Consider the following 13,845-nt stretch of genomic DNA (forward strand, 5'->3'; position numbering starts at 1 on the left):
GGGGGTAACCCTACGGTCAACAGCTACTTCCGGTGGGTACCGGGGCCCGGCTCGTGGCCGGGCCCCGGTACCTCCCAGGTCATCTGGAACGAGGGGAAAGAAGAGGCAGGATCAACCCTGCTACTTCTTCTCCCACTCGCCGGCGTTCCACAGGACACCGTTGTAGGACTGCATGTACACGCGGTCGATGCCCTTGAACGCCCACATGCTCGGCGTCTGGAACAGCGGCAGGGTCGCGTACTTGTCCGCGATCGCCTTGTCGGCGGCCTGGTAGCTCTGCGTCTTGACGGTCTCGTCGGTCGCCTTCACCGCAGCGGTGAACGGCTCGTCGATCTTCGGGTCGCAGAGGTTCTGGTAGTTCTGGTCACCGCCGTCGTTCGGGCAGACGTAGATCGAGCGCGACTGCGACTTGAACGGCGCCGCGGACCAGCCGAACAGCGCGATGTCGTAGTCACCGGTCGAGACGCGGCCACCCTTGAGGAAGTTGGCGTCGGTCTCGTCCTTGACCTCGATACCGGCCGCCTTGGCCTGCGAGATGATGATCTCGACGGTCTGGCTGCGGCGGGCGTTCTGGTTGTGCGTGATCTTGAACGAAGCCCGCTGGCCACCCTTGGCGAAGATGCCGTCGCCACCCTTGACCCAACCGGCGTCGGTCAGGGTCTTGGCCGCGGCGTCGGCGCCCAGGCCGGCCTTGCTGCCGTAGAGGTCGGTGTAGCCCTCTTCACCCTGGAAGAACACGACCGAGTTCAGCGGAGCCGCGTCGGCCTGGACTTCCTTGAGCAGCTTGTCGGTGATCGCCTTGCGGTCGACCGACTCGAAGAACGCCTTGCGGAGCGCGTCGTCCTTGAACATGCGGTTGAACTGCAGGTCAAGGTGCTCGTAGGTCAGCTGTGCGGCCGAACCGTAGGTCACGCCCTGCGGCGCGAGGCCCTTCATCGTGGCCGCCGCCGTGGCGTCCGGCTGGGTCGACGCCGCGACGTCGATCTCACCGTTCTGCAGCGCCGTCGCCATGGCCTTGGTGTCTTCCATGGCGCGGACCACGATCTTGGCCGGGCCGCCCTTGCCGCCCGCCCAGTTCGGGTTCTTCACGAGCGTGACGGACTTCTGGTTGGCGTCGAACGCGTCGATCATGTACGGGCCGGAGGCCGGCATGAGCGCCTTGTCGAAGCCCTTCCACTTGTTCGTCCAGAAGTCGCCGGCCTTGGAGATCAGGGCCGGGTCACCGGTCGGCGCCAGCTTCGTGATGTCCGGAATGCCGGTCTGCTTCTCGAGGATGTGCGCGGGCAGGATCGAGACGCCGCTGAACAGGCCCTTGTAGTCGAGGTACGGCTCGCTGTAGTCCGTCTCGAAGGTCAGGTTGTCCTTGCAGGTGGCCGTCTTGATCTTGTCGTAGCCGGTGGTCGAAGCGGCGTTGAACGGGTTCTTGCCGTCCGAGCCCTTCGCCTGGCCGCTCTGGGCCAGCCAGTTCAGGTACAGGTCCTTGCAGTCGAAGGCCTCGTTGTCCGACCACTTCAGGTTGGGCCGGATCTTGTAGGTGACGACCTGCGGGTCCTTGGAGGTCACGTCGACCGAGTCGAACATGTCCTTGTTGAGCAGCACCTTGTTGTTGCCGTCGAGGACGAACGAGTCTTCGAGGACCGTGGTCAAGATGTAGGTGTTGTACGAGCTGTTGGTGTCCGGAGTGTTGTTGTTGTACCCCGAGTACCCGTCGTCGATCCCGACCGTGACCGTGCCGTCCCAGCCCTTGACGTCCGCGAGCTTGAACGAGTCACCCTGCTCGGCCTTGCCGACCGCCATCGACTTGACGTCGGACGACGATCCGTTCTGGTCGGTGCTGCCCGAGCCCGCGTCGCCACCGCTGCAGGCGCTCAGCAGCAGCGAGGCGCCTGCGACGAGCGACAAGGCGGAGACTGCTTTGGTTCTCCTCATGAAGTGTGCCCTCCTAGCACTGAGTCCTTGAATTGTGACAAGGACCCACACCGCTCCGGTTTGGTGCCGGAGCCTACGACACGCCAAGCGACACTCAACTGGCGCACTGCGGGTGCACGCTAGAAAGGAAAAGCACCGACAGTCACCAGTTCAGGGTCGATCGTGACCAAAGGGTGACTTCCAGCCGACATCTGGAAATACGACGGTTACCTCACGGATTCAAGTAGTCCCACTCGAAGGCGTGCGCGAAGATCACCCGGTAGTACTGAATGCGTAGCCGAGCGATTACTTCGGGCCGCGAGTCCAGTTCACGGCGGACCCGAAAGGACCCACCATCGGTGGACCAGGCGTGACGCCCGAGATGCCCGAACCGATCGCCAGGGTGTCAGCCGATTGGAACAGCGGAAGCACCACGTTCTGGCGCCAAAGTTCAGGCTCCAGGGTGGTCAGGGCCTCGGCGATCGGTGTCGCCCCGGACAGCGCGGCGTCGATCGAGGGCTGCAGCGCCGGGTCGCAGAACCCCGCCGAATTGCCCGGAACGACGGGTTTCGCCGGGTCCGCCCCGGTGGCGGTCTGCTCGGGGCGGCAGCCGAAGGTCGACGCGAGCACCGACGCCGTGTCGCCGCCGGCCGCCTGCGGGACGACCGCGATGTCGACCCCGACGCTGCCCGCCGAGTCGCCGGTCGGCTGCTGGACCCCGCCGGAGACCGGCATCGCGAGCAGGCCGCTGAACAGGTCGCGCGGCTGCGGCGTGATCGCGTTGACCTCGATGCCCTGGGCGGTGAGCTGGCTGGCGAGCTCCTTGGCGATCGTCGCGTACGGCTCCTGGGTGCCGGGCGAGGCGATCACCAGCGAGAGCGCCTTGCCGTTCTTGCGCCAGGTGCCCGCGGTCTTGGTGTAGCCGGCCGCCTTCAGCGACTGCTCGGCCTTGGCGACGTCGGGCGCGGTGGGCGGGCCGGGCGGGATGGTCGCCGCGTACCCCGCCACCGACGGCGCCTTCACCTGCGCGTCGGCGTGCAGCTGCGCCGACGGGCCGCCGTTGACGCCCTCGGTGATCAGCTTCGGCCGGTCGATCAGCGCGGCGATACCGGCGCGCACCTGGGCGTCCTGCAGCGTGGCGCTGACCGGCCGCAGCAGCACGTCGGCCACCAGCGGCCGGGCCACGGTGTGCAGCTGCACGGCCGGGCCGAGCTCGCCGAGCAGCTTGAGCTCGTCGCCGGTGGTCCGGGCGAGGGCGAACTGGTCGTTGCCGCTGCGCAACGCGGCCAGCAGCGTGTTCTGGTCCGAACGGCGCAGCACGATCCGGTCGATCGCCGCGGGCTTCTCCCAGTAGCGCTCGTTGCGCTCGAGGATCACTTCGCCGCGGGCGGTGTCCAGGCTCTTGATCGAGAACGGGCCGGCGATGGCCGGGAAGTTCGACGCGAGCGCGCCGCGCCACCCGTCGGGCGCGTCCTTGAGCAGGTGGGCGGGCAGCAGGTCCGAGAACAGCGTCTGCCAGCCGGGATAGGGCTTGGCGAAGGTGACCTCGACGCGCTTGCCGCCTTCGCGGGACTGCAGGTCGGTGATCTGCCGGTAGCCGGCCGGGCCGATCACGCCGGGCTGGTCGCGCATCTGGGTGCGCAGGTAGTCGAAGTCCTCGGCGGCGATGGGCGCGCCGTCGGACCAGGACGCGTCCGGCCGGATCTCGTAGGCGACGACGAACGGCTGCTGCGAGATCACCTGCGCGGACTTCATGAGGTTCTTGTCCAGCTGGGTGCTGCCGTCGTCCTTCTGGCGGAACACCGAGGGCAGCAGCAGCTGCGAGAGCGCGGAGGTCACCTGCGAGGAGTCGGCCAGGTTGTGCGGGTTGTAGCCGCCGAGCACGTCGTCGACCCCGACGACGATCTGCGACGGCGTCTTCCCGGTGCTCGACGCGGGCGGGACCGACGACGACACCACCGGTGGCGGCGGGGTGTTCGAGCAGGCGGTGACCAGCACGGCCGCGAGCGCCAGCACCGGCACCGCCTTGCGATTCACCCGCACGCCCCGTTCCTCCCAGATTCTCCCCGATCGGGTCAGCCATGCTCCCACGACCGCGTCCGCCGCCGGAACCGGGATTCCCGTACCCGGATCGGCCGAGCCCCGCGCCCCTTGGTGGCGCTATGGAAAAGGACGCGCGGAACACCGTCCGGGTTCCCGGACCGTTCCGGAACGGCGGAACGAACACGCCCGGGACACGGGACGGGTTCCACCCGGTGGTGAACACCAGGCTTCGAATCCTCGAATGCCCCTATAAAGATATAAGGAGAAGAACGGCGGAATTCGTGACGTCGTGTCGGTCGATTATCCACCCAGGGTGACGATCAGGCAATGCAAAAACCTCCCGGCGTGATACGCCGGGAGGCTTTTACGCGGTATTCGGGATCAGCCGTTGTCGCGGCTCTTCGCGCGCGAACGCTCCTTCGCGCGGGTGTTGACGTCCAGGGTGACCTTGCGGACCCGGACGACCTCCGGCGCGACCTCGACGCACTCGTCGACCGAGCAGAACTCCAGCGCCTCTTCCAGGCCCATCTTGCGCGGGCGGGCCAGCGTCTCCATCACGTCGGCGGAGGACTGACGCATGTTGGTCAGCTTCTTCTCCTTGGTGATGTTGATGTCGAGGTCCTCGAAGCGCGGGTTCTCGCCCACGACCATGCCCGCGTACACGTCGGCGCCCGGCTCGACGAAGAAGGTGCCGCGGTCGGCCAGCTGGATCATCGCGTACGCGGTGACCGGGCCGGTGCGGTCGGCGACCAGGGAGCCGCTGTGCCGGGTGCGGATCTCGCCCGCCCACGGGAAGTAGCCCTCGAACACGTGGTTCGCGATGCCGGTGCCGCGGGTCTCGGTGAGGAAGTCGGTGCGGAAGCCGATCAGGCCGCGCGCCGGGAGGACGTAGTCGAGCTTGAGCCGGCCGGAGCCGTGCCCGCCCATGTGCTCCATGCGGCCCTTGCGCGAGGCGAGCAGCTGGGTGATCGAGCCGAGGTGCTCCTCCGGCGAGTCGATCGACAGGCGCTCGAACGGCTCGTGCACCTTGCCGTCGATGATCCGGGTGACGACCTGCGGCTTGCCGACGGTCAGCTCGAAGCCCTCGCGGCGCATCTGCTCGACGAGGATCGCCAGCGCCAGCTCGCCACGGCCCTGGACCTCCCAGGTGTCGGGGCGCTCGGTCGGCAGCACGCGGATCGAGACGTTGCCGATCAGCTCCTGGTCGAGGCGGGCCTTGACCAGCCGCGCGGTGACCTTGTCGCCGCCGTTGCGCCCGGCCAGCGGCGAGGTGTTCACACCGATGGTCATCGAGATCGCGGGCTCGTCGACGGTGATCCGGGGCAGCGCCACCGGGTTCTCGGAGTCGGCGAGGGTGTCGCCGATCGTGATCTCCGGGATGCCGGCGATGGCGACGAGCTCGCCCGCGCTGGCCTCGGTCGCCGGGACGCGGGTGAGCGCCTCGGTGACCAGCAGCTCGGAGATGCGGACGTTCTGCACCGTGCCGTCTTCGCGCATCCAGGCCACGGTCTGGCCCTTGCGGAGCTTGCCGGCGTGGATGCGGATCAGCGCGATGCGGCCGAGGAAGTTCGACGCGTCGAGGTTGGTGACCAGCGCCTGCAGCGGCGCGTCGAGGTCGGCGGCGGGCGGCGGCACGTGCCGGAGCAGCGTGTCGAACAGCGGGTCGAGGCTCTCGCTCTCGGGGATCTCGCCGTCGGCGGGCTGCTCCAGGCTCGCCTTGCCGGCGCGCGCGGAGGCGTAGACGACCGGGAGGTCGAGGATCGCGTCGTGGTCGGCGTCCTCGATGTCGCTGGCCAGCTCGAGCAGCAGGTCGTGGGTCTCCTCGACGACCTCGGAGATCCGGGCGTCCGGCCGGTCGGTCTTGTTGACCAGCAGGATCACCGGGAGGCGGGCCTCGAGGGTCTTGCGCAGCACGAAGCGGGTCTGCGGGAGCGGGCCCTCACTGGCGTCGACCAGCAGGACGACGCCGTCGACCATGGCCAGGCCGCGCTCGACCTCGCCGCCGAAGTCGGCGTGGCCGGGGGTGTCGATGACGTTGATCGTCACGGAGCCCTCGGGCGTCTGGCGGTGGATCGAGGTGTTCTTCGCGAGGATCGTGATGCCCTTTTCGCGCTCGAGCTCGCCCGAGTCCATCACCCGGTCCACGAGCTCGGCGCGCTCGGCGAAGGCGCCGGACTGGCGCAGCATCGCGTCGACGAGGGTCGTCTTGCCGTGGTCGACGTGGGCGACGATCGCGACGTTGCGCAGGTCGGGCCGGGTCTTACCGGTCGGCCGGCCGGTTTCGACGGTAGCGCTGGCTGCGGGCACGCGAGAACTCCTGAACTTCAAGGGTTGGATGGCCGCGTAAGCCCATCAGGCATCCCGTGACCGGCTTTGGTCACACGCGGACCTCACCCAGGATACCTGCCACCCCATTGTGAGCGGCCCCACGCCCCCATGACGGTTAGGCTGACCTAACGTGGAAACCCGGTGAAGTCGCCGATCCGAGGAGCGTGCGCGTGGGCAAGAAGCCGGCCGATCCGCGAAAGGTCGTGCGCAAGCTGATGAAGGCCGGCAAGGTCAAGAAGAAGTGCTGCCGGTCGAAGCCGCGCTGCAAGAAGTGCCCGGTGCTGGCCCTCAAGAAGGCCAAGCAGGACCTCGCCGCCTAGCTCTCAGTGCGGCACCGCTTCGTTGAGCAACCGCAGCTCCGGGGCGGTCTTGGTCGGCGAGAACTCGATGACCTCGTACTTCGCGAGGTGCTTCACCGAGAACGGGTCGGACGCCAGGATCGCGTCCAGCTTCCCGCGGTTCATCGGGCGCGTGATGATGACGCCGCCGATGCGCGGGTTCCGCCGCCCGGACGCCAGGAAGTGGCCGTGTTCGTACTGCTTGTTCAGCCATTCGACGTGGTCCGGGAGCGCGTAGTCGATCTCCTCGATGGGGGCCGTGTAGTTCAGCAGGACGACATACATGGTTACGACCGTAACTCCGCCGGCCCGCTCCCGCGCCCGGGCGATACCGAGTGGTGACGGTTCTCGGCTATGCTCGGCCCATGCACGCGCAGACCTCCAGCTGGTGGCCGCCCTCGGCGGCCCACTGATCCTGCGCTGAACCTCAGCGGCCGCCCCGGACGGGCGGCCTTTTTCGTGCCTTCTCCGGGGTGGTCCCACCTCGGAAGGAAGACCCATGAGCAAGCTGTCCGGCATCACGCCCTCCGGGCACGTCCACCTCGGCAACTACCTCGGTGCGGTGCGCCGCTGGGCTCGTGAGGGCGGCGCGGACGACCTGTACTTCGTCGCCGACCTGCACGGCATGACGACCCCGCACAACCCGGCGAAACTCCGATCCTTGGCGAGCGAGCAGCTCGCCGTGCTGATCGCCGCCGGGATCGACCCCGAGCGGGTGTTCGTCCAGTCCGACCTGGCCCGCGAGCTGGGCGCGCTGACCTGGGTCCTGGAGTGCACCTGCAACTACGGCGAGGCCGCGCGGATGATCCAGTTCAAGGAGAAGTCCAAGGGCCAGGCCGGGGTGCGGCTGTCGCTGCTGACCTACCCGGCGCTGATGGCCGCGGACATCCTGCTGCAGGGTGCGGACGAGGTGCCGGTCGGCGAAGACCAGCGCCAGCACGTCGAACTGACGCGGACGCTGGCGAAGCGGTTCAACGGCACCTACGGCGAGGTGTTCACCATCCCCCGGGCGGTGCTCCCGCCGGCGGGAGCGCGCGTCAAGGACCTCGCCGACCCGACGCGCAAGATGTCGAAGTCGGCGCGGGACGCGGTGGGCGTGGTGTTCGTGCTCGACGAGCCCGACCAGATCCGCCGCAAGGTCCGCCGCGCGGTCACCGACGGCGGGACGGTGCCGGTGCACGCCCCGGACACCCGCCCGGGGATGGCGAACCTGCTGGAGATCCTGGCCGCCTGCCGGGGCGGCTCGCCGGCCGACCTGGCCGACGAGTTCTCGTCGTACGGAGCGGTGAAGGACGCCGTCGCCGACGCCGTGATCGAGGAGCTGCGTCCGCTGCGTGAACGAGCGTTAACGCTGCTCGAGGACGTCGCGGAGCTGGACCGGGTCCGCAAAGCGGGTGCGGAACGCGCCCGGGAGCGCGGCTCGCACCGGGTCGACGCGGCGTTGCGGATGATCGGCGCCTGTTGAACCGGGGTTAGGAGAGCAGCGCGCGGAAGGCGGGGAGCAGCAGGCGGTCGGCGGGCAGCCAGTCGACGTCGCCGAGGTCGTCGGGCCCGAGCCACCGGACGGCCAGGTGCTCCACCGCGCGCGGCTCTTCGCCCGGCGAAACGAGCTTCGCGGCGTAGATGCGAAGGACCTTCTCGCCGGGCAGCGGGACGTCTTCCCCGACGCGCCGCCCGACCTCGATGACGACGTCGAGCTCCTCGCTGCACTCGCGCGCCAGGGCGAAGGCTTCGGACTCGCCTTCCTCGACCCGGCCGCCGGGCAGCTCCCACTGCCCCGCGTGCCCGGGCGGCCAGGCCCGCTGCTGGGCGAGCAGCTTGCCGTCCCGCACCAGGGCGGCACCCACGATCACACCGTTCACAGCCCCGGAATCTACCCGGAAGCCGCGGGCCTCCCGCGGCCCCGCCGTGTCGACCCGCCAATCACGCGTGCCGACCCTCCAGACACACGAACCGACCCTCCAAGTACGCGAGCCGACCCTCCAGGCACGCGAGCCGACCCTCCAAGCACGCGAGCCGACCGTCTAGGCACGCGAGCCGACCCTCCAGACACGCGAACCGACCCTCCAAGCACGCGAGCCGACCCTCCGGTCACATCTCGCCGCCCTCGGCCGCGCGCCAGACGACCACGAACCGCGCGCCGCCGTCCGGGGACTCGCCCACCTGGACCCGGCCGCCGCGCCGGCGCACCGTCTCCGCCACCATCGCGAGCCCCAGGCCCGTCCCGCCCGACGACCGCGCCCGGTCGTCCGCGATCCGGTAGAACCGGTCGAACACCTTCTCGCGGTGCTCCGGCGCGATGCCCGGGCCGTCGTCGTCGACCACTACCCGGACCGACGAGCGCGACGCCAGCACCGACACCACGATCTCGCCGCGCGCGTAGCGACACGCGTTGCGCAGCAGGTTGTCCAGCACCAGCTCCACCTCGGCGTGCGCGGACGACGCCCAGGCCTGCGCGACCGCGTTGCTCACCCGTGTCTCCGGCGACCCCGCCGGGAGCCGCGCGACGGCCGCGCGCACCTCGCTGACCAGCTCGACCGGCGACGCGGGCGGCACCTCCCCCGCGTCCGAGCGGGCCAGCGACAGCAGGCCGTCCAGCAGCGACGAAAGCCGCTCGGCCTCCGTCAAGATGTCCGACAGCGTCTCCTGCGACAGCTCCGGATCCGGGTTCGTCACGGCCACCTCGGCCTGCACCCGGATCGACGCGACCGGCGACCGCAGCTCGTGCGCCGCGTCGCCGGTGAAGCGCCGGAGCCGGTCGCTGGCCTGCTCCTGCCGCTCCAGCAGCGCGTTGAACTCCTCCGCCAGCGCGCGCAGCTCGTCGTGCGAGTCCGGCAGCGCCAGCCGCGCCCCCGGCGGCAGCGCGCGCACCGAGCCCCGCATGCGCGCCACCGGCCGCAGCGACAGCCGCACCACCAGCCACGTCGCCAGCCCCGCCACCAGCGCCCCGACCGACGCGACGACCACCAGCCACACCCCGCCGTAGTGCACCGCGGCGGAGAACCCGACCAGGCCGGCGCCGGCCACGACCAGCCGTTGCGCCCCGTCCGGCGCGCTGACGACCGTCCCGAGGTACCGCGCGCCGTCGCGCTGCACCGGCTGCCCCGCCTTGAGCGTCGAGACGTCGTACAACGTAAGGCCGGTCGGGGTACCGCCGTCCACAGGCGCACCCGCGATGTCCAGCACCCGCAGCGTCACCGGCGCCGCACCCGACAGCGGCCGCCCGGCGCTCACCTCGGCGCCGGCCGGGCCGAGCGCGCCCGTCAGCTCGCGGTCGACCGAGTCGATGAGCAGCGGCGACAGCTTCGCCGCCGCCAGCGCGGCCAGCCCGAGCAGGCAGCCCAGGGTGATCGTCGCGGCCAGCACGGTGATCCGGACCTGCAGGGACCGGCCCCGCCACCACGAGATCACGGGGTGATGACCTCGTCGAGCTGCGCGTCGGAGGCCAGGTAGCCGTGCCCGCGCACGGTTCGCAGCAACGCGCCGGCGCCGACGGCGTCGAGCTTGCGCCGCACGTACCCGACGTACACCTCGACGAGGTTGCGCGTCACGGCCTGCTCCTCGCCCCAGACCGCGCGCAGCAGCTCGTCCTTCGTGACGACCGTGCCGGCCCGGCCGACGAGCACCTCGAGCAGCGCGAACTCGCGCGGGCTCAGGCCGACCTCCTCGCCGTTCCAGTGCACCTGCCGCAGCCCGCGGTCGACCGCCAGCGCGCCGAGCCGCAGCGTCCCCCGGCCGGCCTCCGGCCCGGCGCGGCGCAGGGTCGCGCGGACCTGCGCGACCAGCACCACGAAGGAGAACGGCTTGACGAGGTAGCCGTCGGCGCCGAGGTCGAGGCCGTCGGCCTGGTCGACCTCGCCGTCCTTGGCCGAGACGAGCAGCACCGGCGTCATGACGCCGTCCTTGCGCAGCCGCTCCAGCACGCGGTAGCCGGACAGGCCCGGCAGCATGATGTCGAGCAGCACGACGTCGAACGAGCCGGTGCTCGCCAGCTGCAGCCCGGTGGGGCCGTCCGCGGCGGTGACCACGTCCATCCCCTCCGCACGCAGCCCGCGTTGCAGTGCCTTGCGCACGCCCGGTTCGTCGTCGACCACCAGCACCCGAGGTTTCACGAAGTTCATCATGGCGCGTTTGCGCAGGTCCCGTGGGATCTCTCAGCACGATCTCAGCCGGAGAGGGAGAACCTTCAGGGGTATCTCAGCCTCGAGAGGGAAGCGTCGTGGCCAGGGAGCCGGGCACACTCGAGCCCGGGACACCACAGGGAGAGACGCATGAAACCGAAGACGAAGGGCATCACCGCCGCGGTCGTCGGCACCGCGCTCGGTGCGGGCGGGCTCGCGTTCATCGCGATGCCGGCCAGCGCCGACGACAAGCCGGCGCTGCCGCAGGTGAGCGCCGAGGACCTGGTCCAGTCGGTCGTGAAGGCGAAGCCGGGCGCGTTCGACGGCACGGTCAAGGTCAGCAACGACCTGGGGCTGCCGTCGGTGGGGAACGCGCTGCCGGGGGCGTCGGCGCTCAACATCGACTCGGCGCACATCTTCAGCGACGGCGCGGGCAAGAGCCGCCTGGCCGCCACGCAGGGCGCCAGCCAGGAGACCGTGGTCCACGACGGCACGACCGTCTGGGACTACAGCTCCAAGACCAACACAGCGACCAAGGTGACCATCCCGGCGGACGTGGCCAAGCAGAAGGGCGCGGGCAGCGAGAAGACGCCCGACCCGGTCGCGACGACCACCGAACTGCTGGCGAAGGTCCGCGAGAGCAGCACGGTGTCGGTCGACGGCACCGCGACCGTCGCCGACCGCCCGGCCTACGAGCTGGTCCTGACGCCGAAGCCGAGCGAGCGGACGCTGCTGCGCGAGATCCGCGTCGCGGTCGACTCGCAGACGCGGATGCCGCTGCGGGTGTCGGTGCTCAGCAACGGCACGTCGACGCCGGCGCTCGAGGTCGCGTTCAGCGAGATCCAGTTCACCCAGCAGCCTGCCGACCTCTTCACCTTCACCCCGCCGAAGGGCGCCAAGGTGCAGGAGAAGACGCCGACCGTGGACCCGAAGGACAAGGCCCTCGCCGAGCAGGCGAAGGACGACGTCAAGGTCGTCGGCGATGGCTGGGACACCGTCGTCACGGGCAAGGTCCCGGCGGACGCGCTGAACGCCGCGCCGAAGGCCTCCGGTGAGCGCAAGGGCAACAACGCCGACCCGAAGGCGCTGCTCGAGCGGTTCGCCAAGAAGGTCAACGGCACCTGGGGCAGCGGCTACCTCGTCACCACGAAGGTGGGCACCGCGGTGCTGACCGACGACGGCCGGTTCGCCGCCGGTGCGGTGCCGGAGCAGGTCCTCTACGAGGCGCTGGGCCAGAAGTGACCAGCACCACTGTGGAGTCCGGGGCGGACGTCTCTTCGGAGACGTCCGCCCCGGCGGTTCCCCTGGCCGCGCGCACCCGGGGGCTGCGCAAGGTCTACGGCAGCACCGTCGCCGTGGACCACGTCGACCTCGACATCCCGGAGGGCGCGGTCGTCGGGATGCTCGGGCCGAACGGCTCGGGCAAGACGACCACCATCCGGATGCTGCTCGGCCTGGTCCGGCCGACCGAGGGCGAGGTCGAGCTGCTCGGCCGCAAGATGCCGGACGCCGCCGCGCACGCGCTGCCGGACGTCGGCGCGCTGGTCGAGGGGCCGGGCTTCCACCCGTTCCTGTCCGGGCGCGACAACCTGCTGCGCTTCGCCGCCGCCGAACCGCGGCTGGCGTCGTCCGGGATTCCGACGGCGGTGGACTCGGCGCTCGAGCGCGTCGGGCTGACCGTCGCCGCGCGCCGGCGGTACAAGGGCTATTCGCTCGGCATGAAGCAGCGGCTCGGGCTCGCTTCGGCGTTGCTCGTGCCGCGGAAGATGGTCGTGCTCGACGAGCCGACCAACGGCCTCGATCCTGCGGGTACCAGGGAGATCCGCAGGATCGTCGCCGAGCTGCACGCCGCCGGGGTCACCGTGCTCGTGTCGTCGCACCTGCTGGCCGAGGTGGAGGCGACGTGCACGCACGTCGCCGTGCTGCAGGCCGGCAACGTCGTCGCGCAAGGCGAGCTGACCGAGCTGCTCGAGTCCGGGAACGCGGCCCTGCTGGTCCGCACGCCGGACGCGGAACAGGCGCTGGAGGTGCTGCGGGAGAACCGGATCGGCGCCCGGCTCACGCCGGACGGCGTCCGGGCCGACCTCACGGCGGCGGAAGCGCCGCGGGTGCTGCAGGTCCTGGTGGGCGCGGGGGTCGCGGTCCACGAGGCGACACGGGCCCGCACCGGGCTGGAAGACCTGTTCGCCCGGCTGACGGAGTCCACTGTGGAGGGATCGGGATGACGGCCGTCCTGGAAGCACCGGCGGCCCGCACGGGCCACGACACGGTGCCGCTGACCCGCTTGCTGGCCGCGGAGCTGCGCTGGATCTTCCGGCGGCCGCGGACGTTGGCGGTGCTCGGGCTCCTGGCGCTGATCCCGGTGATCATCGGCATCGGCCTGACGCTGGTCGACGACAACCCGTCCGGTGGCGGCGGCCCGGACGACGGCGGCGGCGCGCTGCTGGCCTCGGCGGTCAACAACGCGTTCGTGCTCCCGATCGCGGCGGTCGTGATGTCGCTGGCCCTGCTCCTGCCGCTGGCCTCGGCCATGGCGGGCGCCGACGCGATCGCCGGCGAGACGGCCCACGGCACGCTGCGCGGCTGGCTGATCGCCCCGGTCGGCCGCGGCCGGCTGCTGGCGGTGAAGGCGTTCGGCGTCGCGACGGTGTCGGTGGTCTCGGTGCTGGCGATGTGCGTCACCGGCGTGGTGACCGGGCTGGTCATCAACGGCACGGACTCGCTGTTCACGCTGTCCGGCACGACGTTGTCCCTGGGCGGCGCGCTGGCCCGGATCCTGCTGATGGCGGGCTGGGTGGTGCTCCAGCTGTGGGCGGTCGGCGCGGTGGCGCTGGCGATCTCCAGCTGGACCGAGCACCCGATGCTGGTGGTGGCGTCGGTACTGGCGGCCGACATCGTGTTCACCATCCTCGGGTTCCTGACGTCCCTGGACTGGCTGCACCCGTTCCTGCTGACGCAGAACTGGTCGGTGGCCCCAGCGGAGGTGCTGCAGGACCCGATGGGCGCGCAGATGCTCGGCGAGGGCGCTTTGCGGGCGGCTTGCTACATCGTGATCGGGCTCTCGCTGGCCTACGCACGACTGTCCACCCGCGACGGCTAAAGATGTC

General features: G+C 70.5%; 12 protein-coding genes. 5 read left to right on the forward strand and 7 right to left on the reverse strand.

All coding sequences use genetic code 11. The features are described from left to right. Positions 1–120: 120 nt before the first annotated feature. From AB0C38_RS25555 to typA, 3 genes are all read right to left on the reverse strand, one after another. Positions 121–1,929 (reverse strand): ABC transporter family substrate-binding protein, encoded by a 1,809-nt coding sequence (locus AB0C38_RS25555; protein ID WP_360677658.1) that lies wholly within the window; start codon positions 1,927–1,929, stop codon positions 121–123. A gap of 285 nt (positions 1,930–2,214) precedes the next feature. Then, entirely contained in the window at positions 2,215–3,951 is a 1,737-nt protein-coding gene (locus tag AB0C38_RS25560; protein WP_360677660.1) for an ABC transporter family substrate-binding protein, read from the reverse strand. Positions 3,952–4,332: 381 nt separating this feature from the next. Continuing rightward, positions 4,333–6,258, reverse strand: coding sequence for a translational GTPase TypA (typA, locus tag AB0C38_RS25565; protein WP_360677662.1), 1,926 nt, complete (start codon positions 6,256–6,258; stop codon positions 4,333–4,335). A gap of 191 nt (positions 6,259–6,449) precedes the next feature. Between typA and AB0C38_RS25570 the strand changes: the two genes are divergently transcribed. Further along, a complete protein-coding gene (locus AB0C38_RS25570; RefSeq protein ID WP_360677664.1) occupies positions 6,450–6,599 on the forward strand; it encodes a hypothetical protein in 150 nt (49 codons plus the stop codon). 3 nt (positions 6,600–6,602) lie between these two features. Here AB0C38_RS25570 and AB0C38_RS25575 read toward each other — a convergent pair whose 3' ends face one another. Next, complete coding sequence (locus AB0C38_RS25575; RefSeq protein ID WP_360677666.1) at positions 6,603–6,902, reverse strand: YciI family protein; 300 nt, start codon at positions 6,900–6,902, stop codon at positions 6,603–6,605. A gap of 214 nt (positions 6,903–7,116) precedes the next feature. Here AB0C38_RS25575 and trpS point away from each other — a divergent pair, with 214 nt between their 5' ends. Further along, on the forward strand, positions 7,117–8,082 hold the full coding sequence (trpS, locus tag AB0C38_RS25580; RefSeq protein ID WP_360677668.1) for a tryptophan--tRNA ligase: 966 nt from the start codon (positions 7,117–7,119) through the stop codon (positions 8,080–8,082). 7 nt (positions 8,083–8,089) lie between these two features. On the opposite strand, the gene AB0C38_RS25585 is transcribed toward trpS, so the two are convergent. The 3 genes from AB0C38_RS25585 to AB0C38_RS25595 form a co-directional block, all read right to left on the reverse strand. Next, positions 8,090–8,479: an NUDIX domain-containing protein gene (locus AB0C38_RS25585; RefSeq protein WP_360677670.1), complete on the reverse strand. Its 390-nt coding sequence runs from the start codon at positions 8,477–8,479 to the stop codon at positions 8,090–8,092. A 229-nt stretch (positions 8,480–8,708) separates the two neighbouring features. After that, complete coding sequence (locus AB0C38_RS25590) at positions 8,709–10,028, reverse strand: ATP-binding protein (protein ID WP_360677672.1); 1,320 nt, start codon at positions 10,026–10,028, stop codon at positions 8,709–8,711. Next, the gene (locus AB0C38_RS25595; protein ID WP_360677674.1) at positions 10,025–10,741 is read right to left on the reverse strand and encodes a response regulator transcription factor; all 717 of its coding nucleotides are present in this window, start codon (positions 10,739–10,741) and stop codon (positions 10,025–10,027) included. Before AB0C38_RS25595 ends, AB0C38_RS25590 begins: the two co-directional genes overlap by 4 nt. A gap of 147 nt (positions 10,742–10,888) precedes the next feature. Here AB0C38_RS25595 and AB0C38_RS25600 point away from each other — a divergent pair, with 147 nt between their 5' ends. The 3 genes from AB0C38_RS25600 to AB0C38_RS25610 are packed head-to-tail and all read left to right on the forward strand — an operon-like array spanning position 10,889 to position 13,838. After that, complete coding sequence (locus AB0C38_RS25600) at positions 10,889–11,980, forward strand: outer membrane lipoprotein carrier protein LolA (RefSeq protein WP_360677676.1); 1,092 nt, start codon at positions 10,889–10,891, stop codon at positions 11,978–11,980. Next, positions 11,977–12,963 carry an ABC transporter ATP-binding protein gene (locus tag AB0C38_RS25605; protein WP_360677678.1) on the forward strand — a complete coding sequence of 329 codons (987 nt, stop codon included), beginning with the start codon at positions 11,977–11,979 and terminating at the stop codon, positions 12,961–12,963. Before AB0C38_RS25600 ends, AB0C38_RS25605 begins: the two co-directional genes overlap by 4 nt. Then, positions 12,960–13,838, forward strand: coding sequence for an ABC transporter permease subunit (locus tag AB0C38_RS25610; protein ID WP_360677680.1), 879 nt, complete (start codon positions 12,960–12,962; stop codon positions 13,836–13,838). Before AB0C38_RS25605 ends, AB0C38_RS25610 begins: the two co-directional genes overlap by 4 nt. The last annotated feature ends 7 nt before the right edge of the window (positions 13,839–13,845 follow it).

Origin of the sequence: Amycolatopsis sp. NPDC048633, assembly GCF_040650695.1 — a bacterium.
GTDB lineage: Bacteria > Actinomycetota > Actinomycetes > Mycobacteriales > Pseudonocardiaceae > Amycolatopsis.